This is a genomic window from Micromonospora sp. NPDC050417 (assembly GCF_044458865.1).
Classification (GTDB): Bacteria; Actinomycetota; Actinomycetes; order Mycobacteriales; family Micromonosporaceae; genus Micromonospora_G.
On sequence record NZ_JBITIH010000033.1, the window covers coordinates 1 to 23,935 of the forward strand.

At 70.8% G+C, this 23,935-nt stretch carries 17 protein-coding genes; 3 read left to right on the forward strand and 14 right to left on the reverse strand.

The genetic code is table 11. The annotated features are described in order from the left end of the window. From ACIBF5_RS29960 to eccD, 9 genes are all read right to left on the reverse strand, one after another. On the reverse strand, positions 1 to 382 hold a 382-nt coding region (locus ACIBF5_RS29960; protein WP_396816288.1), incomplete at its 3' end, for a hypothetical protein. An 83-nt stretch (positions 383 to 465) separates the two neighbouring features. Then, the gene (locus ACIBF5_RS29965) at positions 466 to 795 is read right to left on the reverse strand and encodes a hypothetical protein (protein ID WP_396816289.1); all 330 of its coding nucleotides are present in this window, start codon (positions 793 to 795) and stop codon (positions 466 to 468) included. Further along, a complete protein-coding gene (locus tag ACIBF5_RS29970) occupies positions 792 to 1,226 on the reverse strand; it encodes a YbaB/EbfC family nucleoid-associated protein (RefSeq protein WP_396816290.1) in 435 nt (144 codons plus the stop codon). The genes ACIBF5_RS29965 and ACIBF5_RS29970 overlap by 4 nt, the downstream gene beginning before the upstream one ends. Positions 1,227 to 1,241: 15 nt before the next feature. Then, complete coding sequence (locus tag ACIBF5_RS29975; RefSeq protein WP_396816291.1) at positions 1,242 to 3,551, reverse strand: hypothetical protein; 2,310 nt, start codon at positions 3,549 to 3,551, stop codon at positions 1,242 to 1,244. A 38-nt stretch (positions 3,552 to 3,589) separates the two neighbouring features. Further along, positions 3,590 to 3,967, reverse strand: a complete 378-nt coding sequence (locus ACIBF5_RS29980) for a hypothetical protein (protein WP_396816292.1) — start codon at positions 3,965 to 3,967, stop codon at positions 3,590 to 3,592. A gap of 165 nt (positions 3,968 to 4,132) precedes the next feature. Beyond that, positions 4,133 to 4,426 (reverse strand): WXG100 family type VII secretion target, encoded by a 294-nt coding sequence (locus ACIBF5_RS29985; protein WP_396816293.1) that lies wholly within the window; start codon positions 4,424 to 4,426, stop codon positions 4,133 to 4,135. An 81-nt stretch (positions 4,427 to 4,507) separates the two neighbouring features. Continuing rightward, positions 4,508 to 4,840 carry a hypothetical protein gene (locus tag ACIBF5_RS29990; protein WP_396816294.1) on the reverse strand — a complete coding sequence of 111 codons (333 nt, stop codon included), beginning with the start codon at positions 4,838 to 4,840 and terminating at the stop codon, positions 4,508 to 4,510. Between the two features lie 139 nt (positions 4,841 to 4,979). Continuing rightward, positions 4,980 to 6,383: a type VII secretion protein EccB gene (gene eccB, locus ACIBF5_RS29995; protein ID WP_396816295.1), complete on the reverse strand. Its 1,404-nt coding sequence runs from the start codon at positions 6,381 to 6,383 to the stop codon at positions 4,980 to 4,982. Between the two features lie 3 nt (positions 6,384 to 6,386). Beyond that, positions 6,387 to 7,790: a type VII secretion integral membrane protein EccD gene (gene eccD, locus ACIBF5_RS30000; protein WP_396816296.1), complete on the reverse strand. Its 1,404-nt coding sequence runs from the start codon at positions 7,788 to 7,790 to the stop codon at positions 6,387 to 6,389. Between the two features lie 236 nt (positions 7,791 to 8,026). Here eccD and eccCa point away from each other — a divergent pair, with 236 nt between their 5' ends. Beyond that, positions 8,027 to 12,049 (forward strand): type VII secretion protein EccCa, encoded by a 4,023-nt coding sequence (gene eccCa / locus ACIBF5_RS30005; protein ID WP_396816326.1) that lies wholly within the window; start codon positions 8,027 to 8,029, stop codon positions 12,047 to 12,049. A 285-nt stretch (positions 12,050 to 12,334) separates the two neighbouring features. On the opposite strand, the gene ACIBF5_RS30010 is transcribed toward eccCa, so the two are convergent. The 3 genes from ACIBF5_RS30010 to ACIBF5_RS30020 form a co-directional block, all read right to left on the reverse strand. Beyond that, entirely contained in the window at positions 12,335 to 13,624 is a 1,290-nt protein-coding gene (locus ACIBF5_RS30010; RefSeq protein WP_396816297.1) for a S8 family serine peptidase, read from the reverse strand. After that, a complete protein-coding gene (locus ACIBF5_RS30015; protein WP_396816298.1) occupies positions 13,621 to 15,714 on the reverse strand; it encodes a S8 family serine peptidase in 2,094 nt (697 codons plus the stop codon). Before ACIBF5_RS30015 ends, ACIBF5_RS30010 begins: the two co-directional genes overlap by 4 nt. Positions 15,715 to 15,955: 241 nt before the next feature. Further along, positions 15,956 to 17,395 (reverse strand): LysM peptidoglycan-binding domain-containing protein, encoded by a 1,440-nt coding sequence (locus ACIBF5_RS30020; protein ID WP_396816299.1) that lies wholly within the window; start codon positions 17,393 to 17,395, stop codon positions 15,956 to 15,958. A 441-nt stretch (positions 17,396 to 17,836) separates the two neighbouring features. On the opposite strand from ACIBF5_RS30020, the gene ACIBF5_RS30025 reads away from it, so the two are divergent. Further along, complete coding sequence (locus ACIBF5_RS30025) at positions 17,837 to 19,717, forward strand: ricin-type beta-trefoil lectin domain protein (protein WP_396816300.1); 1,881 nt, start codon at positions 17,837 to 17,839, stop codon at positions 19,715 to 19,717. A 73-nt stretch (positions 19,718 to 19,790) separates the two neighbouring features. Continuing rightward, complete coding sequence (locus ACIBF5_RS30030; RefSeq protein ID WP_396816301.1) at positions 19,791 to 20,933, forward strand: cobalamin biosynthesis protein CobQ; 1,143 nt, start codon at positions 19,791 to 19,793, stop codon at positions 20,931 to 20,933. Here the strand turns inward: ACIBF5_RS30030 and ACIBF5_RS30035 are convergent. Continuing rightward, the gene (locus ACIBF5_RS30035; protein WP_396816302.1) at positions 20,899 to 23,019 is read right to left on the reverse strand and encodes a hypothetical protein; all 2,121 of its coding nucleotides are present in this window, start codon (positions 23,017 to 23,019) and stop codon (positions 20,899 to 20,901) included. The genes ACIBF5_RS30030 and ACIBF5_RS30035 overlap by 35 nt on opposite strands. A gap of 58 nt (positions 23,020 to 23,077) precedes the next feature. Next, positions 23,078 to 23,842 (reverse strand): hypothetical protein, encoded by a 765-nt coding sequence (locus tag ACIBF5_RS30040; protein WP_396816303.1) that lies wholly within the window; start codon positions 23,840 to 23,842, stop codon positions 23,078 to 23,080. Positions 23,843 to 23,935: the final 93 nt, after the last annotated feature.

Sequence of the window (23,935 nt, forward strand, 5' to 3'; positions counted from 1 at the left end):
ACAACAACTTCAACGCAATCAACAACTCAATAAACAACAACGCCGTAATCGCCAAAATAGTAACCTGAACATAAAGAAACAACGCCGCGAACTGCACCATCGCCTGACCCATAGTCCGCACAAACTCCGGACCCGCCCGCAACAACCCCGACACACGATCCGCCGCCGCAACAAAAGCCCTCTCAGACTCACCCCGCACCCCACCACGAATCGCGTTCACCCCCGCAGCGAACGACCTCCCCGCAGCCTCCAACACACTCGCAACCAAAAAAAGCTGCAACGCAAGCCTGTAGAACAACTCCGCCAGAAGACCCGGAAACTCCTCACCATAAAACCACTTGAAAAACTGAGCAAGCCAATCCGGCACCCGAAGCAACGGCACGACACCAACACCCCAATCAAGGGAGGGCTACACCGTCAGGACGGTGTAGCCCTCCCTTTTTTTGCACTTAACGATTTGCCAACTCAGACACGGTTTGGAGCGTTATCCACGTTGATCTGCTTGGCCAGGTCCACGGTGAGGTCAGAGGTATCCGCCAACACCTTGCCCAGCACATCAACGCTATGAGCATCCTGAGCCGACAACGCGTTGTACGCCCCGATCAGGTTACGGAGCCCCTTAATCGCCGGCCCCATCTGTTCCAAAACCTCGTGGTCGACGCTGCTCCGGGCATGCCCAGGTGGCCAGTTCTCCGCCAGGGCCTCATCCAGAAGTCGCTGTGCCTTCTCGACCTGCTCCTGGTAGTACTTCAGCGGCCCGCTGTTGATCACATCCAGATCTGCGGCGATCCTCATCGCGATTCCTCCGTCCGGTCGGTGTTGGACGGCATACCAGAGAACATCCGGTCGGCCGTACGCAACGCCTCGCCCAGAATCTCCTCGAAGTCGATCGGGTTGTTGAGCATGTCGAAGGACGCCATACCACCTGGCAGGTACGTCTCCAACATTTCGGTCGTACTCGCACGTGCCTGCTCCCGAGCCTCCCTGATGGTCTCCACCAGCAGGCTGCTCAGTTCGGCCGGAGCCATGGTTCGGTACGCGTTGGTCGGGAACTTGAGCTCCATGAGGTCACCCTGACCATCGACGGTGACACTGACCGCCCGGTTCTTCGCGGTCACCGTCTTCGAAGACTCCGCGAGCTTCCGCTCGAAATCGGAGAGGGCAACCTTCTGTTCTTCGAACTCGGTGAACGCCTGCTCAAACCTGTCGTGCAAGGGACTGGACATGATCACGCTCCTCACTCAGTAACCACGACTGCTCTGCCGGCCGGTACCGCGCGCCGGGCCGTACGGCGAAGTGGGATTCTGCGGCCCGGTCGGCCGAGTCCGCTCCACACCGGGAGCGTCCGGAACGTCGTCCCGGCCGATCACCGACGGCGCCACGTCCGGATCCGTACCCCAGACCTCCTCTTCCTCGGCCAACCACGTCTTGCGCTCCCGGTCCTTTTCCTGCTGCTGGCCGCCCGCCGCGCCGCCCATCGGCGGCATCATCGGGCCCATGCCACCCATCCCGGCCGAACCTGCCGTGCCCCCGGCCAACGCACCACCGGCGGCACCCGCCGCGGCAGCTGCCCCCAACCCGGCTAGGCCCGAACCACCATTGGCGGCGGCAGCAGCAGCGAGCCCATCGGTCGCCAACGGCGCCGGACCCAGCGGACCGATCTGCATCGAGCCCCCCGGCACCCCGGAGTTCGAGCCGGACTGCCAGTCGACACCGGACCAACCATCACCGATACCGTCGCTGCCCGAAGCGCCACCGAAGTAGTCACCACCGGAACCGCTGCCCGGGATGCCCGGCAGATCACCGATGTTGGACGAACCACCGCCCAGGCCCGGGAGGGAACCACCAATGTCCGGACCCGACGAGCCGCCCAGGCCCGGGAGCGAACCGCCAATGCCCGAACCCGACGAGCCGCCCAGCCCAGGCAGAGATCCACCAGACCCAGCGCCGCTGCCACCGGGCAGGCTCGGGAACGAACCACTCCCACCCGGCAGATCGTCCGGATCGATCGTGCTCGGACCTTCCTCGAAATCGCCGTTGCCGCTGCCTATTCCGCCCGAACCGAGACCGGGCTCGTCTCGACCAGGTGGACGTCCACCGCCCACCGAGGGCAGGCCGCCGAGACCCGAACCACCGGCAAATACACCGCCGGGGATAGCGCCCCCTCCACCAGACGATCCGCCCAATCCATCAAGACCGGTGCCATCCGTGCCGGGCAGACCGCCGCTGAAGCTGCCACCGGGGAGTGGGCCACCCGACCCGCCAGTGCCGCCACCACCGGCCCCACCGAGTTCGCCGAGGTCGAACGAACCACCGGGGGGTGGGCCGCCCAACCCGCCGGTGCCGCCACCACCACCGCCCAGATCGCTGGCATCGAACGAACCACCACCGCCACCGCCGAGGTCGCCGGCATCGAACGAGCCGCCACCGCCACCACCGCCGCCACCGCCGAGGTCGCCGAGGTCGCCGCCACCACCGCCCAGGTCGCCGGCATCGAACGAACCACCACCGCCGCCACCGGTGCCGCCGCCAGTGCCGTCACCACCAATGTTGGGGATGTTCGTGTTCCCCCCCGGGCCGCCGCCGCCCAGCGTGGGGGGCGGTGCGTTTCGTGGATCCAACAAGTTCGTGGCGGTGTCGTTGAAACTGTTTCGCAGGGTGCCGTATTGGGTGCGCATTTCCTGATCCAGCAAATTCACCCTGGTCTGGAAATAGTCGTGCATGTCCTTGTTCAGTTCGGCCAGTGCCCCTGCATTTCGGAAGTCGTACGTCTTCGTTCCGTTCCCGAAATCCAGATCGAGCGTCCCGCCGGACACATTGTTGTCCATGTGGCCCTCAATCTGCGCCAACACCCGGCGGATCATCTCGCTCGGCTGATTGGTCACATAGTTCGACCACTCGGACCAGGCGCGCCGCACCTCCCGCCAGAACTTGTCCGCCGTATCCCCGTTGTCATGAAGCATCTGCGGCCAGTTCTTGCTCGACTCAAGGTCGTCCCGCAGGATCAGCATTTCTTTACGCGTAGTCTCCAACGACTCTCGATACGCCTGTGCCGCCGCACCCGCGAAGCCTCCGCCACCGTCGAGACTATTGATCTCCCGCTGCAACTCCGCGGTGGCGTCCTCCAACCACATCGCCAGGTTGTACATCGACTCCGCCACGACATGAAATGTCTTCGGATCCAGGGGCAGCGGGCTCGGCGGCCTCTCGAGAGTGTCCCGGGAGTGGTTCCAGAACTCGTTCCAGAAACGCTCGTGCGGGGTTGCGCCCTTCTCCCCGATGTACCAGTCGATCCGACCCGCAACCCTCAACCAATGGTCTTCTGGACTCGCACCCATGTATTGGGTGAACTGGAACTCGTTGTTTGAGGTGTTGGCGTCCTGCGAAAAAAGATCTTCCCGGGAGACCACGCGGGTGGTGATCAGGCTGATCCAGGATGGGTTGTAGAACAGGCTCCGGTCCGTCGCTGGCGCCTTCAGGACCTCCACCATCCCGTCCTCCCACTTAAGACCATCCAGGCCCGTGGCCGGCGGCGGCGTCGGCTGTGTCATCGAGTGTTCTCCCGGTCAGACAGGACGTTGAATGGCGGTCAGTTGGTCCAGGTCGCCGCTGGCGGGGGGATGGTCAGGTCGTTGGCGTGCGAAACGTTGTCCCGTTCGGTATCCGTCGCCCCTCGCCTGGTGTCGCTCAGCGCCCGGGAGGTAGTGGCCAACCGGGTTTCGTAGCTCGCCAGCACCTTGTCCACCGCGGTGCCGATCTCAGCGAGCCGTTTTTTGAGATAGGCGCCACTGGCAAAGTTCTCACCGCCTGCGGAGACCGTCAGGTTGGCCCACGGGAGTCCGTGCGGGTGCCCCGTGTCGCCGGGGTTGATCCCTGCCCGGGCGGCGGCGTTCTGGCTGCGGATATTGTTCATCTTCACCGTCGCGTCCGCGACTCTCTTGTCATCATGGGTAATCCGGGGTGGCATGCCGGGCTCCTTTCCGAGCGGATCGGTTGTGTCAGCAATTTTGAACGGGTCGGGCTACAAACAACGCGTCGGGCGAGACGGATGCTCGCCCGGCTGTGGCTCGGGACGGGCGGCGCGGAAGTGATTCCCGCGCCGCCCCGCCCCGTGTGCCGGTCTTGAGTCGACTCAGGCAGTGGGGTACTGCTGGGCTGCCCTGCGGTCGCCGTCCATGAACTCCTGAGCGATCGACCTCAGAATCGGGGCGGACTTCCCAACGCCGTCATTGACCAGTCCCAGCCCCTGGTTCCACTCCAACTGGGCCGCCTGGTAGGCCTGGATCGCCGTACCGTTGTTGAGGTCGCCGTACTGGTTGACTTTCCCCATCAGGTCGCTGATGGCGCTGTTGATCTGGCCGGGGAGTCCAGCCAGTCGGTCCGCCACCCCCTCCATACCGCTGGGTACGACGTCAAAGTCGGTCATCGTCTTTCCTTTCCGGTCGGTATTTGGCCGCTACGGCCGAAATTGGGAAGCGCCGTCCTCGTCGGGATGGCGCCGGTCCGATCAGGTCCAGCTGGCGACGGGCGGGGCCGACAGCCCGACGTTGCCAGCGCTGGCGCGGTTCAATTCCTCGGTCCCGGTGTTGATCTGGCCGGTCCCGTGCACACCGCCCTGGAGGATGCCGAGTGCGTTGCGGACCTTCGTCAGCCCCTGCTGGATCTCGTCCAGCCCCTGCCGGTACACGGTGCCCGACCCGCCCCGGTGGACCAGCTCAAGCTCGGCATAGGCGTCCTTCAGCACTCCCTCGGCCGACGTCAGATCACCGTCCATCTCGGTGAAGGCGCCAACCAGTACAGCTGAGCTGCCACTATCGGCTGTAATCTGACCATTCGCCATGATGCTGCTTCCTCTCTCTCCTGCTTGCATTCCGGAACGGCTCCCCGTGGAGTCGTCCAAACTCGTGGCTACCGACCACTCGCGCCTTCGGCTGGCGGGAAAGTCGGGCCGTCTCGTGCCGGCCGCCGTCGGGCACCGGTCACCTCCCCGCCAGGGCCGATTCGAGGAGCGGCCCGGTCGGCACCATCTCCAGCAACCGGCGCGGCACCGGTCGCGCGCCGGCCGGCGGGTACCCGAGTTGTTCGGCCACCTTGGCCGAGGCCAGCGGATACTTCACCCCGGCGTCGGTGACCAGGTAGAACCCGGAGCCAGCGGCCTGGTCCAGCCGACCGACCAGCACCAGGCCGCCGACCTCCGGCTCGACCGCGATCCGGGCGGCCGTGCGCGAGGTGCGGGTCAACCCGACCCCGTCGCGTACGGTCGCCGAGGCGAGCACCGGCAGGTCGGCGGTTACCTCAACCCCGCCATCGGCCATCGTGTGCCGCACGCACCAGACGGCGCCGGTCGGCGGCTGCGCGAGCTGGGGTGGAGACTCCGGCACCCCGGCCGGCAACACCGATCGGCGGGAGACCGGCAACTGGGCCAGCGCGGCCGGGCTCAACTCGACCGGCGTCACCGCACGGCCCCCGTACAGTTTCGTGGTCTCCGGGTCGGCCGCGACGATCGTGTACGCGACCGGGTTGAGCTCCGCCAACCCGTCGTCCAGCAGCAGGTAGCGCTGCTCCTGCCCCCCGGCGGTCCGGGCCACGAACAGTTCGCCGACCCGGGACTGCTGCCCGTCGACCGTCGGCCCGGGAGAGCCCCGTCCGGACACCGGCGCCGGCGCCAGATCCGGTCCGGCCGGCACCGACTCCAGCCAACCGGCCTCGACCGGCGTGACGCTCCGGTCGTAGCCGAGCACCCGGGCCAACCACGGCTCGGCCAGCCGCAACCGCCGCCCCCGCCAGATCAGGAAACTCTCGCCACCGGCGGTCGCCACGACCGCGTCGGTCGGGCCCAGCGGGCGGTCCCGGCGCCCCACACCGGCCTTCTCGACGGTGAGCGTGGTCGCGGTCGACAGCGTGCCGGCCTGGTCCCGCGCGGCCAATGCGCAGACGGTCCACACCTGGCTGGCCACCGTACCCACGGCCGGCAGCGCGTCCGGGGCGCCGACGATGCCGACCGGTTGGCCGTGCGGCACGTCCTTCAGCGAACGGCGGGAAACGGAGACGACCGTCGGCGGGTTCTCGAAGAGCAACCGGGCCGACGCGTAGTTGAGCACCGGACGCAGCGTCCCGGCGGCGTAGACGTAGCGGGTGCCGGTCTCCTTCTCCAGCACCAGCACCCCCGGGGCCTGCCACTTGCTCGCACCGCCGGGAACGATGAAGCCGTAAATGGTGAACCCGGCGATGACCAGGGCCGCAACCAGCAGGCCGCAGATCGTCCCGACGGTCATCCGTCGGTGAGGGTTCTCCAGCCCGTCCGGCTCGGCTGAGACCAGGGCGCCGGTCAACCGGCCGAGTACGTACGACTGGGCCTGGACCTGATCGCGACGGGACTGCACGGCTCAGCCCCCCAACGACCGGGCGGCGCCGTACGCGCCCAGCACGGCGAGCAGGATCGGCAGCATGGCGACGGTGGTGATCAGTTGCGTCACGTCCCCGATCCGCCCCCAGTACGGCATGATCCGCCGGTGCGGCAGCTTGCGTCCGAGCGTGAACAACAGCGCCCCGGCAACCGGCAGTACGAGGGTGACCAGGCCCAGCCGCAGCAGCGGCGCCACGTCGGCGAGCGTGCGCGTGGCCATCAGCAGCAGCCCGAGCAGAGCCGGCGCGGCCAGCGCCAGCCGGTGCCAGGCGCTGGTCATCGGGCGCAGCGCCAGTGACCGGACCACGGCGACCAGTCCGACCAGCGTCCAGGCAGCCCACCCGCCGCTCAGCACCAGCAGGACCAACGCGACCCCGGTCGCGATCCCGTTCCCGGCGTACAGGCCGGTCATGTACCGGTCCGCCTGTGCGGTCTGGGCCAACAGCGCATCGCTCGGCTCCGGGTCGATGTCCTCCTGGAGGTGCTCCGGCTCGGTGGGCAGCGGGGCCAGGCGGATCCGGGCGAGCCGGAACGCGGTCATCGGGACCAGCACGGTCAGCACCGTCGCGGACACCGCGACCACCGCCGCCGCCTCACCGGTCGGCAGCGTCAGGAACGCGGACAGCCCCGCGCCGAGAGTCGCGTACAGGGCCACGCTGAACCCGGCGGCGACGAGCGGGCCGGCCCAGCCGAGGACCACCCCGGCGAGCAGCGCGGTCACCGCCACGGCAACCATGCCGGCGAACAGCTGCGGCGCGCGGCTCACCAGTGCCACGCCTGCCGCGCCGTCCCCGGTGACACCCGGTGCCATCATGCCGGCCAGGCCGGCGTACGCAATCCCACCCAACGCGGCGACCAGGCCGAACCCGCGATCACCGGCGGCCCGACTGAAGCCGAACGCCCCGGCCAGGCAGATCAGCGCGACCGTCCCGGCGGCGATCGTGCGGGGCAGCGGCGGCCCGGACATCGCCAGGGTGACGAACCCGACGGCGAGCAGGGCCACCAGCACACCCAACGCGGACCAGCGAATCATCTCCGGTCGCCACAGCCCGGACCGGTTGCCTACGCCGGTGGCGATGCCATCGGCGAGATCGTCGAAGTGCACCGGCGGAATCTGGTCCGAGCGGGGACGCAGGTAGACGTGGTCTCCGTCGTGCAGGCCCAGGGCCGCGACGCTGCTCTCCTCGTCCAGCGGCGGCGCACCCAGCCGTTGCAGCACCCAGCCGCCGTGGGCCAACCCCGCATCGGCGAGATTGTCGCCGAGATGGTGGAGCAACGCCGGCAACAGGTCGGCGACCGGCACATCGGCTGGTACCGCGACCTGTAACTGCCGCCCCGGCCCATGGACCACGAGGCGGCACATCTCCGCAGCGGCGACACTCATGACTCTGACGACGCAGCCATGTGTCGTGGAGTTCAAAAAAATGTGCTTTATCTTGCTCACGTCCCGGGCCGACGCACGACGGCGTTGACCCGATCACGGTCGGCATCCGTTGTAGAGGTCGGGCCCGCGGCGACCGCTCGGCCCCGGCCCCGGACACGTGCTGTCCCGCAGAGCGGAAGGTACCCCTTTTGAGCACGGTGTTGTTCCGACGCCCCGCCCGACGTAACGCGCCGGAGATGCCAGCCGGCGAAATCAATATCCAGGAGCCGCCGGAGCTACCCGATACGCAGAACAACGGCATGCGCCAGGCGATGGTGGTGCTGCCGATGGCGCTGATGTCCGGCGTGATGATGCTCATGTTCATGAACTCGTCCCGGGGGCCGCTCACCTTCGTGATGTTGGGCTTGATGGGCGTAGCCATGGGCGCCATGGTGGTCGGCCAGGTCGCGTTCGGCGGAATGGACCGCAAGAAGCGCCTGGGTGGCGACCGTCGCGACTACCTGCGCTACCTGGCCCAAAACCGGAAACGGGTACGGAAGGACGTGGCCCGCCAACGGGACGCCAGTGACTGGCAACATCCGGACCCGTACTCGCTCTGGTCGTTGGTGATGACCTCTCGGCGCTGGGAGCGCCGCCCCACCCACCCCGACTTCCTCGAACTACGGGTCGGTACCGGCGATCAGCGGATGGCGGTGCGGATCACGCCACTGCAGACCAAGCCGATCGAGGACCTGGAGCCGCTGTCGGCAAAGTCGCTGCGTCGGTTCATCCGGGCCTACACCACCATCGCCGACCAGCCCATCGCGCTGTTCCTGCGCGGCTTCGGCCAGGTGCGGGTGACCGGAAACAAGGAGGACAGCCGCGCGGTGGTCCGTGCGCTGCTCAGCCAGCTCATCACGTTCCACGCACCGGAAGAGGTCCGACTGGCGCTCTGCGTGGACGGCGACGGGGTGGCCGCCTGGGAGTGGGCGAAGTGGTTGCCGCACCTGCAACACCACACCGAGCAGGACGCCGCGGGTGCGGTCCGGTTGGTCGGCGACACCATCGAGGCGGTGGAACGGCACTTCGGCGAGGCGTTCAGCGCACGGCCCCGGTGGGAGTCGGGTGCGTCCCCGAGCCGTGACGAGCCGTACGTGGTGGTGATCCGGGACGGTGGCCGGGTCGGCAACGGCAGCCGGATGGCCAGTACGGGCTACCGCAACGCGGTGCTGATCGACCTCGACGACTCGACCCCGTCGACCGGCAAGGGGACGCTCTGTCTTGAGGTCGACGGCGACGACCTGCTGATGGTACGCCGGGACCGGGTCGGCAGTGACGTACGCACCCGACTGGCTCGGCCGGACCGGCTGGGCGTGGCCCGGGCGACGGCGCTGTCCCAGATCCTGTCACCGTACCGGCTGGGTATCGTCACCGAGACCGCGGCGGACACCCTGGCATCCGACTTCGACCTGGGCACGATGCTGAACATCCCGGATGTGCGGCGGCTGGACCTGACAAAGCTGTGGGGGCCCCGATCGGTCGGGGAACGGCTACGGGTGCCAATCGGCATCGACGCCAGCGGCAATCCGGTCGAGCTGGACATCAAGGAGTCGGCGCTCGGCGGCATGGGCCCGCACGGGATGCTGATCGGCGCGACGGGGTCGGGCAAGAGCGAGCTGCTGCGTACGCTGGTGCTGGCGCTGGCCACCACCCACTCCTCCGAGACGCTCAACTTCGTCCTGGTCGACTTCAAGGGTGGGGCCACCTTCCTCGGCCTGGACCAACTCCCGCACACCTCGGCGGTGATCACCAACCTGGCCGACGAGGCCGCGCTCGTCGGCCGGATGCAGGACGCGCTCCACGGCGAGCTGGTCCGGCGGCAGGAGCTGCTGCGCCAGGCAGGCGGCTTCAGCTCGGCACTCGACTACGAACGGGCCCGCGCCCAGGGCGCTCCGCTGGACCCGCTGCCCACGCTCTTCGTCGTGGTGGACGAGTTCAGCGAACTGCTGGCCACGCACCGCGACTTCATGGACCTCTTCGTGATGATCGGCCGACTCGGCCGCTCGCTCGCGGTGCACCTACTCCTGGCCAGCCAGCGGGTCGACGACGGCCGGATCGGGCAACTAGAGTCGCACCTGTCGTACCGGATCGGCCTGCGTACCTTCTCCGCCATGGAGTCCCGGTCGGTGATCGGTGTACCGGACGCCTACGAACTGCCCCCGTCACCCGGCAGCGGCTACCTGCGGACCGACGTGTCGACGCTGATCCGGTTCAAGGCGGGGTACGTCTCCGGGGCGTACCGGGACACCACCAACCGGGTCCGGCAGGAGATCGTGCAGCAGCAGGTGGTGCCGTACCGGCTGGAGCCGGTAGCGCCCCCGGAATCGGCGCCGCTGCCGGACGGCGAGGCACCTGCCGCCACGGCGGAGGCCACGGGGACGGCGCAGGAACGCGGCCTGCTCGCCGCCGTGTCCGGCCAACCACTGACCGACCAGGGGCCGAATGCCGGGAAGTCCGGCATGGAGACGGCGCAGGAACGCACCCTGCTCGCCACCCTGGTGGACCAACTGATCGACCACGGGCCGCCGGCACACCAGGTCTGGCTGCCCCCGCTGGGCGCGTCACCGACGCTGGATCAGCTCCTGCCGACGTTGGTGCCCGACCCGGAACTCGGGCTCACCGCACTCGACTGGCCCGGCAACGGCCGGCTGATCACACCGGTCGGCTTCATCGACAAGCCGTTCGAGCAGCTACGCGACCTGTTGATCGTGGACCTGTCCGGCGTCGGCGGGCACGTCGGCATCGCCGGCGGACCGCGCAGCGGTAAGAGCACCCTGCTGCGTACGCTGATCACCAGCCTGGCGCTCACCCACAGCCCCCGCGAGGTGCAGTTCTACTGCCTCGACTTCGGCGGCGGCACGCTCAGCGCCATCGCCGACCTGCCACACGTGGGCAGCGTCGCCGGCCGGCTCGACACCGACCGGGTGAGCCGTACGGTCGCCGAGGTGACGACCCTGATCATCCAGCGGGAGCGACGCTTCTCAAGCCTGGGCGTCGACAGCATGGCGACCTATCGGCAGATGCGGGCCGATGGCCGGATCACCGACGACCCGTTGGGTGACGTGTTCCTCGTCGTGGACGGCTGGTTCACCCTGCGGCAGGAGTTCGAGTCGCTGGAGGCGGCGATCCGGCAGATCGCCGCTCAGGGGCTCAACTTCGGGGTCCACCTGCTACTCACCGCGTCCCGCTGGTCCGAGGTGCACCACGCGATGCGGGACCAGATCGGCAACCGGCTGGAGCTGCGCCTCGGTGACCCGGTCGACTCGACCGTGGACCTGCGCATGGCGGCCACCGTGCCGCAGCTGCCCGGGCGGGGCCTCACCGCGGACAAGCTGCACTTCCTGGCCGCGCTACCGCGTATCGACGGCACTGCCGACGCGGACAGCCTGACCGACGGGGTGCGGGCCCTGGTGTCCATGGTGGGCGAGTTCTGGGCGGGTGAGGCCGCCCCGCCGGTGCGTACCCTGCCGGACGTGCTGCCGGTCGAGTCACTGCCCGAACCGCACGGTGACCTCCGGGTCACACTGGGCCTGGACGAGGCCGGGATGCAGCCGGTCTGGCACGACTTCGCCGAGCTGCCGCACCTGACCTCGCTCGGCGACAGTCAGAGCGGCAAGACGAACCTGCTGCGTCACCTGGCCCGGTCGGTGATGTCCCGCTACAGCCCGGCCGAGGCCCGGATCATGATCGTCGACTATCGTCGGCAACTCTTCGACGCGGTACCCGAGGCGTACCGGCTGGGCTACTCCGTCTCCGTCGACTCGACCAAGGCGACGGTGGCCGACGCGGTGCTCGGGCTGCGACCCCGGGTACCGGGCAGCGACATCACTCCCGAACAGCTCCGCCGCCGGGACTGGTGGACGGGACCACGCCTGTTCGTGCTGGTCGACGACTACGACCTGCTCGCCGGGCACGACAGCCCGCTGCTGCCACTGGTGCCGTTCCTTTCCCAGGGAGCGGACATCGGCTTCCACCTGGTGCTGACCCGGGGTGCGGCGAACGTGATGCGGATGTCGATGGATCCGCTGATCCGGCGGTTGCAGGAGACGAACAGCCCGGATCTGGCGCTCTCCTGCCCGCCCAACGAGGGTCCGCTGCTCGGCAACACCAAGCCGCGCCATCTGCCGCCCGGGCGTGCGCTGCTGTGCACCCGGCGCGGCGCCCGCCTGATCCAGACCCCGTGGAGCCCGTCGGAGGAGCTGATCGACGCGGGCCACTAGGGATATCGCTTCCCGGGCGGTACGGGTCCGGACAGACGTTCGGGTGTGGGTCGTGTGCCAACCGTCGATCCACACCCGGATGTCAGCGTCCGGAACCAGGGCTGAGCGTTGGACAACCCCGGGATGAGTCGGCCCCACCCCAGGGTGGGCCGGCAACACAGCGGCAGACCGCACAGTGGCACCCGCGCCGCCCACTCGTGATTCGTCAGCTCGCTCGCACCCAGCGGCGGGGCCACATGGGATTCGCGAGACAGAACCCGGCGGGTCAGAGAAAGGCGCGGTCGGTCACGGACGCCAGCGGCGACGCCGACCCCGCCTGACTATCTGCGCCGACACGTACGCCGCTGCCGCGGTCGCCACCATGCCGGCGGCGACCGCCGCGGCGACCGCCTTCGCCGGATCCGCCGGCGGAGGCTCCGGCAGCGTGATCATCCCGGACCCGCCAGCCGGAAACCGCTCCTCACCGGTCTCCAACGCGGCGACCGCCTCGTACAGATCGAGGGTGCCGTATCCCACACCAGGCTGCGGCTCTCCGCCGAGCGGGTGTTCCGCGGTCAACTCCAGCCGGTGCCGGACCTCGGCCTGGTTCAACTCCGGGTGGTACGCGCGGACCAGCGCCGCCGCTCCGGCCACGTACGCCGCCGCCACCGCCGGTCCACCAACCGAGTAGTGACCGTTGCCGCGCGGCGCGACGCTCACCGCGCCAGTGGAGGGCGCGAGCAGGTCCACCCCGGCCTCCGGTGGCGACGTTTCGGTCGGCGCACCGTCCGGCCCGACGCCACCGACCGCGAGCACGTTGTCGTCGCTGGCCGGGTACCACGGCGCGGCGCTCTGCCCGGTGCTCGACGGCTTGGTGTCGGAAACCGACGCGACCAGCACGATGTCTCGCTTGACCGCAGCCGCTACCGCCGCGCGGAGCGCCGCGTCGGGCTCGGCGGTGCCGACGCCGAGCAGGATCACACCCGCGCCCGCCTCGGTGGCCGCCCGGATACCGGCCGCCAGGGCACCAGGACCCAGCCGGCCCTGGCCGTCCACTATCCGCACCGGCAACACCTGGGCAGCCGGTGCCACCCCGACGAACCCGCTCCCGGTCACCGGACGGGCCGCCACGACCCCGGCGAGGGCGGTGCCCCGGCCGACGCAGTCCTGATCGGCCGGCCCCTGCCGCACCACGTCGGCACCGCGCCGCACCGCACCGGAGAGGCCACTGGCCGCAGCGCTCACCCCGGTGTCCACGATGGCGACCAGCACACCCTCGCCCCGGGTCAGTGACCACACCGCCTGCGGCGCGGTACGCCGCACCGGCCACGGTGGACTGACGGCCACCGCTGGTGACTCACCGACACAGCCGTCCCTGACCTGGGGCAGCGGCGGCGGTTCAGTATTCGGCGCCGAAGCGTACCGGGCCGGCGCCAGCCGCTCCCCCGGCACCGAGCCGGACACAGTCGGCCCGGCCTGGGCCGCCTCGACCGGCGCCGCCGTGGCGAGCGCGGCCATCGCCAGCGCCGCACCCGCGCCCGCCAACCGACGCGCTCCGCCGAGGCGACGCCGGGACGGGAGCGCGGATCGGCTCACCGACGTACCGGTGTGGTGGAACCGGTCGACGAAGACCCATCGTCCGGCGGACCGGCCGATCCTGGCTGGTCGTCCGAGCCCACGAGCCGCGCCCCCGGTGCGGTGGCGTTCGGGGTTACCGCCGACGCCGGGTCACCGGTGCCGGTCCGTACCGCGCCGATCGGTCCGGCAGCCGGCCCTGACGATCCGGCGCCCGGGACGCCGCTGGCGGCGGCACCGGCCGGTTCCGCGCCACCGCCCGACTCGGTCCTGATCTTGGCCGTCGCCGATGTGGCGTTGGCCGCCCCCGCCACCCGGGAGGGCGAGCGCCGGGCCAGAACCGCGACGGCGGCCAACCCGGTCACCACCACGAGGCCGATGGTGAGTGCCCGCATCGGGCTGGTGCCTCCACCGCCGGTGCGGATCACCTGCGTCTCCGCGACGAGTTGCATGGTCACCGCCGCATTCGGGTTGATCATGCCCCAGCCGACTGCCGCGTCCGGGCCGTCCTGTCCGGCACGCTCGGCGGTGGCCTTGATCCGGTGCACCGCCTGGGCCGCGTTCAGGTTGGGATAGGCGGAGCGGACCAGCGTCACCGCACCGGCCACGAAGGCCGCCGCATACTGCGAACCGCTGCTGGCCCGGGCCCCCGACCCGCTGGTCCCGAGGCTCGCCACGTCGATGCCGGGCGCGATCACGTCGACCGTGCCCGGGCGATAGTTCGCCGCCGGCTGCCCGTCGGGCCCGACACCGCCGACCAGGAGCAGACCTTCCAGCTTCGGCGTCGGCGCCGCGCTCGCATCCCCCGTCGGTACGGTCGGCGCCGGAGCGACCACCACCACGTCGTGTGCGAGCGCCGACTTCAGCGCGCCCAGCACCGCCGGGTCGGCCAGGTCCACATAGGCCCCGAGGGTGACCACACGGGCACCCGCGGAGGCGGCCACCTCGATCGCCGTTGCCGCGTCGGCCGGCTTGGACCGCAGAGTCTCGTTCACCACCCGCAGCGGCAGGATCGTGGCGGCCGGGGCAAGCCCACTCATCTGGCTGTCCACGTCCGCCGCCGCCGCCGTGCCGGGCGCGGCGGCCACGATGCCGGCCATCGCCGTACCCGAGCCGAGGCAGTCGGTGTTTCCACGCTCGGTGCCGGCGGGAATGTCGGCCCCGATGGCGACCCGACCGTTCAGTTCCGGTGCGTCGGCGTCGACCCCCGAGTCGATGACCGCGACCAGCACCCCTTCGCCCTGGGTACGTCCCCACGCCTGGTCGGTCGCCATACGGTCGTACGCCCAGTGGGAGTCCGACCGGGGCGGCCCGGACGAGGTGCACGATCCCGGAGCAGCCGGCTGTCCGTCCTTGCCCGGCTCGTCGCCGGTCGCGGGAGGTGTCTGGCCACCGATCGCGGGGGACGTCTGGCCTGCCGCCGGAGGCTTCGGATCGACCGGGGCGTCCGCTGGTGGCTGATCGTTACCGGGTTTCGCCGGTACGGCAGGTCCGGAGCTAGCCGGCGGTGCCGGGGTGCCCGGGTTCGCGGGTGCCCCTGCCGACGGCGGCGGGATCTGTGCCGGCGGCGGAACCTGCGCCGGCGGGGCTTGCGACGGCGGGGCTTGCGATGGTGCCTGCGACGGCGGGGCCTGCGACGGTGCCTGCGACGGCGGGGCGGAGGTCACCGACGCGGCGCCGGGCTCGGTCGGAAGCAGTCCGTACCGGACCCCGTCGCCGACCGCATCCCACGGGAGCACCAGGTACCAGCCGGCCCGCAGCAGCATGGCGTCCGTCAGCGTTCCGCCGTCGGGCTGCTGCCGGCCCGTGTTGAGGTGGTAGATCTCCTTCGCCCGACCGGTCGCGCCCAACAGCCGGCCCGCGATTTCGGTCAGGCTCTCCGGCCGTCCCTGATCGGTCTGGGCGACGGAGTAGTACTTGACGAACTCCTCGCCGAAGACCGAGGCCGTCGTCGATGTCGATGTCGATGTCGATGGTGCGGAGGGTGTGACGGTCGGCGCCAGAGCCGGCACGGACGCGCCCGACGCATGCTCCACGCCACTCATCAGGGTCAGTGCCGCCAACAGGGCAACCCCTGACAGGCTCGACCAGACCCGCACCTTCGCCGTCACCGACAGCCTCCCTCGCCTCGCTACGTGCTCGCGCGTGCCCTGGCCGGAATCGACCTGCCCGCCCACACCGACGACGCTCATGGGCCTCTGCCGGTTCAATTCGGGTCCGACAAACCCACGCTGAATTCGGGGCCGACGGCCTACGCCGAAGTCGGGGCCGACGAACCGCGCCGGGATCCACCCCCGGGCTCGGAGACTTTCCCGCGGCCCGACGCCCGGCGCAGGCATCACCGGCTCGCCGTCACCGCCCCGGGTCGTCGCCGGCCGCCGGGTCCGCCTCGGCGGCGGTTACCAGGACCGACCAGCGGGACCGCAACACCTCGCCGACCAGCACCGGCACCACCCGGGACGCGGTCCGGGCGGTCAGGCTCCGGGCGGCGGTCAGTTCCGCGCCACGCGGTGGACCGCTGATGACCACCTCAGGCCCGCTCGCCGGACCGAAACTCTCCAGCGCCGGAAAGGCATCGACCGGGCGGCAGCCGGGCGGCAGGTCCGGTCCGAGGGCGTTCCCGACAACCGTCACGGTCACTCCGGCAGCCAGCAGTTGCCGGGCGATGCTCAACGCCTGCCGCCGGACCGCCGGGGCCGAGCCGGTGACGGTGAAGAGGTCCGGCGTGGCGGCGAGGTCGAGACGGAAACGCCACCGGTCCTGCCGGCCGAGCACGACCGGCATCAGCCCGGCCGTCGGCCCGTCGCCGAGCCAGCCGTACGGGACGTGGGCGCCGCCAGCATCCCGCGCGAGCAGACGGACATCGAGGTGGTCCGGCTCGGCTCCCAGCGGGGACAGCGCCACGACCACCCACCCGCGCCGTGGCAACGCCGGCGGTTCCGGCGCCGGTGCGCGTTCTGCCGCTGTCCCAGGCCCCGTTTCCGCAGCCCTCGCTTGCGCAGACCCCGCTTCCGGCGCCGAACGCGGCACTTGAGCCAGGTCCGGAGTCGAGGCCGGGACCGCAGCCGGAACCGCCGCCGGGAGCACGGCCGGCACCGCCGCCGGAACCACGGCCGGCACCGCAGCCGGAACCACGGCCGGCACCGCAGCCGGAACCACGGCCGGGAGTATGTCATCGATGCCGGCGGGTGCGTCGGCTGGCGCCGGTGCCGAGGCGGACGCGCGGGTTCCGCGCCTGGGTCGCAGCAGACGCAGTGCCACAGCGAGCAGCAGCGCCATCACCCCGAGGCCGCCGGCCCACATCAGGTACGGCGACACACCGCTCGTATCGGCGGCGGCAGCGCCCTCCGTCGGCGACGACGACGGCGACGGGAACGGCAGCGGCCCGATCTGCACTCCCGGACCACTCGCGTCCGCCGGCAGTTCCAGGATCCACCCCGGTTGCAGCGACAGCGGGTCCGTCAGCTGACCACCATCGGGCTGGACGCGCCCCCGGTTCAGCTCGAAAATCTCCCGGAAGCGGTTGCCGTCCCCAAGCGTCTGCACCGCGATCTGGTAGAGGTACTCGCGCTGGCCCTCCTGGCCCGACCCCACCACGTAGTAGCGCACTCCCCCGGCCGCGCTCGGGTCCGCACTCGGCATCACGCCCGAGCCGGGGGTCGTACTCGGGCTCGGTACGGCGAGCGGCACCGCCCGCGCTGGCGTCCCCGCCAACGCGAGTACGGCCACCACCAGCAGCGGCACCGTACCGAGCAGCCACGCACGAGAGGCGACCCCGCCGATCCGCGTCACGAGGCTGGATTCGCCACGTCCCGGGGGGACCCTGCCCGAGCCATCCATAGCCGCACCATCCTTCGTTCTCCGCACGGCCCAGACCGTAGCCGGACCGACATGCCCCCGCAGGTGGCCGTCCCGGACGCCGGCGCGGAGGAAGTGTGCGGGACGGACGGCCGACCTCCGCGCCACGGGACCTGCGAGGAGCCCAGGAACCGGCCAGGGCTGCCGAGGCAGCAGAGTAGCCGAGCCGCGGGCCCGGGCGCAGACGGCGATCAGTGGGAGTTGCCGCCCCCATAGACCGATCTGGGCCTCCGACCATCGAACCGGCAAACCCGATCGGTGCCACGACACACACCGGGCGAGCAACCGGACAAGCAAATCGTTCGGCGGGTGAACCAGCAGCCAGCCCGCGCCGTCGTGCTACTTCGAAGACGTACGCGAGGGAGAGCAACCAGGATGCGAGTCACGTCCGGCACCGGTGGTCTGTCGAAGCTGCGCACGCTGCTCCTCGACATGTCCTCCCGAGCCCAGCGCAGGTCAACCCTGCTGCGCCGGGTCGCGCAGTTCCTGCGTAGCGGGTTGGACCGGCTCGACAGCCCACTGCGGCGGGCCGTCGCGGCCGGGGTCCTGCTGGTCCTGAGCGCGGCGACCGGTGTGGTGGCGGCATCCGGGTTCGGCGCCGCGACCGCCGACGACACGGCTCGCGCCGGCCTGCCGGTCCCGGCCAGCCAGGTGCAGACGATCGCCGCCGCGGCACTCTCCTGCCCGGTCCTCACCCCGCCCCGGCTCGCCGGGCAGCTGATGACCGCGTCCGGGTTCAACCCCGCCGCCCGGACGGAGGGCGGCGGCGAGGGCGTAGCAGGCTTGACCGAGAGCGTGTGGAACGCCTGGAAGCCGGCCCCGGCGGCGAAGCGCAGCGACCCGGCGGCGAACATCGCCGCGCTCGCCCGTCACATGTGTGACCTGTCCGGCCAGGTACGGCAGGCCGGCGTGGGCGGCGACCAGTGGCGGCTGACGTTGGCCGCATACCACTCCGGGTTGCCCGCCGTACGGGACGCCGGCCGGGTGCCGGCCCGCGCCGACCGGTACGTCTCCACGGTGGCTGGCTACGCGGCCTGGTACGCCCGCCGGCCGGAGTTCGCCCCCACCGGCCCGAGTGCGTCACCAGGGCCGGTCGGCGGAGCGGAACCGCACCCGGGTACCCCGGCCGCGCCGGTACCCGCCGACTACCTGGCGGCCGTCATGGCTGCCGGAAGGACCTGCCCGGCGGTGCCGGCGGCCCGGATCGCCGCACAGCTGATGGCGTCTTCGGCGTTCAACCCGAACCTGTTCGGCCGGAACGGCGCCCAGGGCATCGCCCAGTTCAACCCCACGGTCTGGGCCCGGTACGCACCGGACGCCGGCACCCTCTCGCCGTGGGATCCGCAGCAGGCGATCGCCGCGTTGAGCGTGGTGATGTGCACGCTGGTCGAGGAGCAGAGTCAGGCCGGGCAGGGCGACCCGTACCCGGCGGCGCTCGCCGCGTTCCAGTGGGGCCCGGAGGCGGTGCAGCGGGCCGGCGGCGTGCCGGACGCGCCGGAGGTGCGGAACTTCATCGCCCTGGTGCAGGGTTATGCCGCCACCTACGAACACGACCCACGTCTCGGCGGCACCCCGCTCGCCACCACTGGCCCGAGCGGTACGCCGCGCTCGCCGTCGACCCCGTCCGGCAGCGCGTCGCCGGGTGGCCCGGTCAGCCCGGGTAACGGCACCGGCCAGCCTGCGGCACCGCCGGCTGCCGGACAACCCGTACCCGGCGGGCAACCAGCACCGGGTGGACAACCCGGACAACCCGCGCCCGGTGGACAGCCGGCCCCGCCGCCGGTGCCGACCCCGAGCCGGACCAACGCGGCACCGCCGCCACCGCCACCGCCGCCACCGGCGCCGCCGGCGAACCCGCAGCCGCAGCCGGTCGGCGGGGCCGGGCCGATCATCGGGAACGGCAGCAACCGCTGCATCGACGTGACCGACGGCGCCTACCAGAACAACCCGCAGTTGCAGATCTGGACCTGCACCGGCGGACCCAACCAGCAGTGGACGATCTACAACGACGGCACGGTCCGGGCGTACGGCAAGTGCATGACCGTGGCGGGCGGCTCCACCACGAACGGCGCGAAGATCGTACTGAGCACCTGTTCGGGCAGCAGCTCCCAGCTGTTCACCCTGAACAACGCACACGACCTGGTCAACAAGCGAGCGGACAAGTGCGTCGACGTGGTCGACAAGCTCACCGGCAGCGGAACCCGGTTGCAGTTGTGGGACTGTGCGGGTACCTCCAACCAGAAGTGGCACCGGTGAACCCGAGCGCGGCGCCCCTGCCACCCCGGTACCCTCGGCGGCAGCCTCTCGTCGACAGGAGTAGACCGTCATCATGACAGCGCACCCCGGGCAGCAGGCCGGCCCGGCGGCCCCCACCGCCGGCACCTCCGCCACCCCGTCACCCCAGGAACCGGGCAACGGCGGGCCGCCCGTACCCGGTCCGGTCGTGCTGCCCTCGGCCGGTGCGGCTTGGCAGGTTCCCAGCCAGCCGGCCAGCCCGAGGGGCGACGGCGCGACGGCCGTGACGGCACCGCCCGGTCCGGCCGGTGCGGACGAGCCGGCGGGCAGCCCCGGGCAGGAGGCCGCGGAGTGGGGCTGGCGTGGGCGGGCCAACCGGCTCACCGGCGGTTCGCTGGCTCTCACCGCCACCCGGGAGGAGTTGGTCCACCGGGCGGCGCGGCGACGGCTGTTGCGCTCGTTCAGCCGGACCATGTCGGTGGTGGTGGCGAACCCGAAGGGCGGTGCCGCGAAGACCCCGACCGCGTTGATCGCTGCGGCGACGCTCGGCTTCTACCGTGGCGGATACACGCTGGCCTGGGACAACAACGAGACGCGTGGCACCCTCGGAATGCGCGCGGAGGCATCCACCCACCAGCAGACCGTGGTCGACCTGCTGCACCAGATCGACGACTTCCTGGCCACCACCGGGAGCGTGGGGCAGCTCGCCGCGTACCTGCGCCCGCAGAGCGCTCGGTTCGACGTACTCGCCTCGGACGACGCGGCAGGCAGCATGGAGATCATCGACGCCGAGGCGTTCCGCAAGCTCTGGACCGCGCTGTGCCGCTTCTACCGGCTCATGGTGATCGACACGGGGAACAACATCCGCGCGGCGAACTGGCAGTCGGCGACCGCGGTGGCCGACTGCCTGGTGGTGCCGACCACGGTGCAGCGGGACGTGGCCGACAGCGGTCTCTGGATGCTCGACCACCTGATCCGCACCGGCCGGGCCGATCTGGCCGAGAACGCGGTGGCCATCGTCTCCTGCGCCGACCCGAAGCCGGATACCGCGCTCCTCGACGACATCGTCGAACGCTACCGCCAGGTGGTCCGGGACGTGGCGGTCATCCCGTACGACCGCCTCGTCCGATCCGGCGGTCGGATCGAGTACGACAAGCTCGCCCTACCGACCCGCCGGGCCTGGCTGATGGCGTGCAGCTCGATCATCGACTCGCTCGGTATCCGCGACCAGGACTGAACGGCCAGTCGCTGGTCGCGGGGGTACGTCGGACCGCGTCGACCGCCCGCCTCAACGCCGAACGGGCCCGCCGGTCCAGCACCTCGTCGTGGCCGGGCTCCGGTACGTCGTACGCCGGGTCCGGTGTGATGTCGCGCAGCAGCACCAACACCGGCTCGTCGTGGCCAAGATGTTCGACCTCGACCACCCGCACCCGGCTGCCGGGAGCGAACCGCACCTGTTGCCCCGTCTGTGACCCCGTGTCGGTCGCCCGCTGGCCGGTGACCGACCAGATGACCAGCTCCGGGCCAGCCGGTGCTGGCCCTTCGGGCGCCGACGGATGCGGCGTGGTGGTGCCGATCAGCGTTTCGGGTGTGTGCAGTTCCTGTCCCGGACCCCAGTCCGGCATCGGTTCGAAACGCCAGTCGGTGAACACGGCGCCTGTGTACCGTCCCCCATCGACGTCGGGCCGGGCAGGCACATCATCCTGCCGCGCGGCGACGGAGTTCGCCGGAGGCTCCGTTACCGGTTCGGGTGCCGGTTCCAGCCCTGACGGCATCTCGGGACCCGGCGCGTACGCGGGCTGAGGCACGCGCCCAGCACCGGGCAGCGGGCTCAGCACGGGCTCCGGGATCGCCTTCGGCTCCGGGATGGGGGTGGGGATCAGAATGGGGATCGGCTGCGTGATCGTCTCCGCGACCGGAACCGTGATCGTCTCCGCGATCGGGCCGGGTTCGGGTTCGGATGTCAGTTCCGCCACGGGCACAGGCACGGGCTCCGACGCAGGCACGGGCACGGGCTCCGACGCAGGCACGGGCACGGGCTCCGACACGGCGATTGGTCGACTGGGTAGCTCGACCAGGTGGCCGGGGCCGACCACGGCCAGCAACGGCCCGTACCGTTCGACCAGCGGCACCCAGAGCGCGACATCGCCCTCGTCCGGCGGACGCGTCACTGCCAGTCGCAGCACGCCGGTGGTGTCCACCGGCAACCGGTCCACCACGGTGTCGAGTACCGTCAACGCCTGGTGAGGCCGCTCGACCGCCGCCGCGCCGAGCACCAGCAGCGGATGACGGTCATCGATCGGCAGCCGTCGGATCACGTCCTGCTCGGAATCGTCGTCCGCCGACCGCAGCCACAGCCCGGCGCGGATCACCTCGACCGCCCAGTCCGGATCGACCCGCTGCACCCCGGCCGTGCCGGGCGCGCCCGGTAGCGGGTCACGCCACTGCGTCACCTGTGGCGTAGCACCAGCGCGGTAGACCAACCGACGCGCGAACGGGCGCCACCGTCGCCGGTCGTCAGCGTCGGCTGGTACGGGCCCGCCGTCGACACCGCCGACCTCGCTCACCCCACCGACCACGTCGATGGTGCCTCCGGTACGGGCGGCCAGCCACTCCCCCACCGTGTCGGCGGTACCGCCCTCGGCCCCGTACGGCACCAGAACCATCCGGCGCCGCAGCGTCCGGGGCAGCGCCTCCAGCATGGCGTAGACGGGTTCGGGCGGTAGCGGCGCACCGGCCGGGCGGCCGATCACCACGGTCGGCCGCTCCGGATCCACCGGCAGGGACAGCAGCGCTGCGGTCAGCGGCGGTACGGGTGGTTCGGCGTCGTGCAGCCACAGCCCGGCCGGTACGGCGGTCGCCCGCATCTCCGACGGCAGGACCCTCGGGTGCAGCGGAAGCAGTCGTTCCCAGTCGGGTGCCGGTTGCCGGGCTCCCTGTCGCTCCCCCGCCTCGCCCGGCCGGAACCGCCACCACTGCCCCTCGGTGACGAACAGCATTCCGCTGGGCAGCAGCATCACCGGTCCGGCCGGGGCGAGCACCTCGATGCGCAGTTCGTCGGCGATCACCTGGGCGATGCCTACCCGCCCGGCCTCGGAGAGCACGAGCCGAATCGACGCGCACCGTACCGGCAGGTGGTGGCTGAGCAGCGCGGTCAGGGTCGGCAGGTCCAGCGGCGGGTCGGCTGCCACGATGACCGTGTGCCGATCCCGCTCGCGGGGCAGGCGGGCGGGCGTGAGCTCGGGTGGCATCGCGTTGCCCCGGACGATGAGGGTGACCCGGTCGTACCCGTGAACCCGCGGTTGATCGGTCCGGTTGCGCATCACGCCATCCTCACGCACGGCCGAGCGGCGTGGCGAGGTGGGCCTGCCGCGTCCCGGGTCAGACGCAGCCGGCGGTGGGAGTCTCGGCCGATGCCACCGCGTGGTCCATCCAAGCCATCACCGTCACCGCGCCCTCGGTGCCGGTGACCGCGACGCAGACCAGCGAATCCGCCGTTACCGACAGCGCGCGTTCGACCTCGCGGAGGCCGGGCCCGCCCAGCCGCTCCGCCAGCCGGGCCGGGTCACGGCTGGCCTGCGTATACGTGACCATGGCAGCCTGCGACGCCAGTAACGAGGTCTCTCCACGGCCGTGCTGGTCTCCGACGGTGGCACAGACATTGAGTAGGGCGAGCATGCCCAGGGCGACGGCGACGCGCAGCCGCCGCGGACCCAACCGGACCCAGGACCGAACGAGTATGCACGGGTGTGGCTGCTTCTCACCCGAGCCGCTGATGGGTGGGCGACCGGACACGATCGAACGGGTTGGTGGGCGCTCGTTGCCGGAGGGGGAGACGCCGACCGGCTGCCGGGCCCCGGGGCCACGCGATCCGGGCCCGGCGGCCGGCGGGGGTGGTCCCGTCAGCGGGTCGCGCCGGTCGCCGTCGTCGGCAACCCGCTCGTCGAGCAGTTCGCGTACGTCGTCTTCGGAGAGCCCACCCAACGCGCTGGCGGCCGGGCCGAGGTCATCACAGGCGTCCTGGCAGTTGGCGCAGTAGATGAGATGTTGCTCGAAGGCGTGCACGGCATCAGGTGTGAGGGCACCCAGGAGGTACGGTGCGCTGTTCGCGCACTGACCGTAACGGTCTTCGCTGTCGTCACTCATCGGTGCGACAGATCTACTAGATGGCATGACCTGTCCAACGATCGTGTCCGCTCAGTAGTGGGCCTGGCAACATACATCAACCGTAAGACGCAC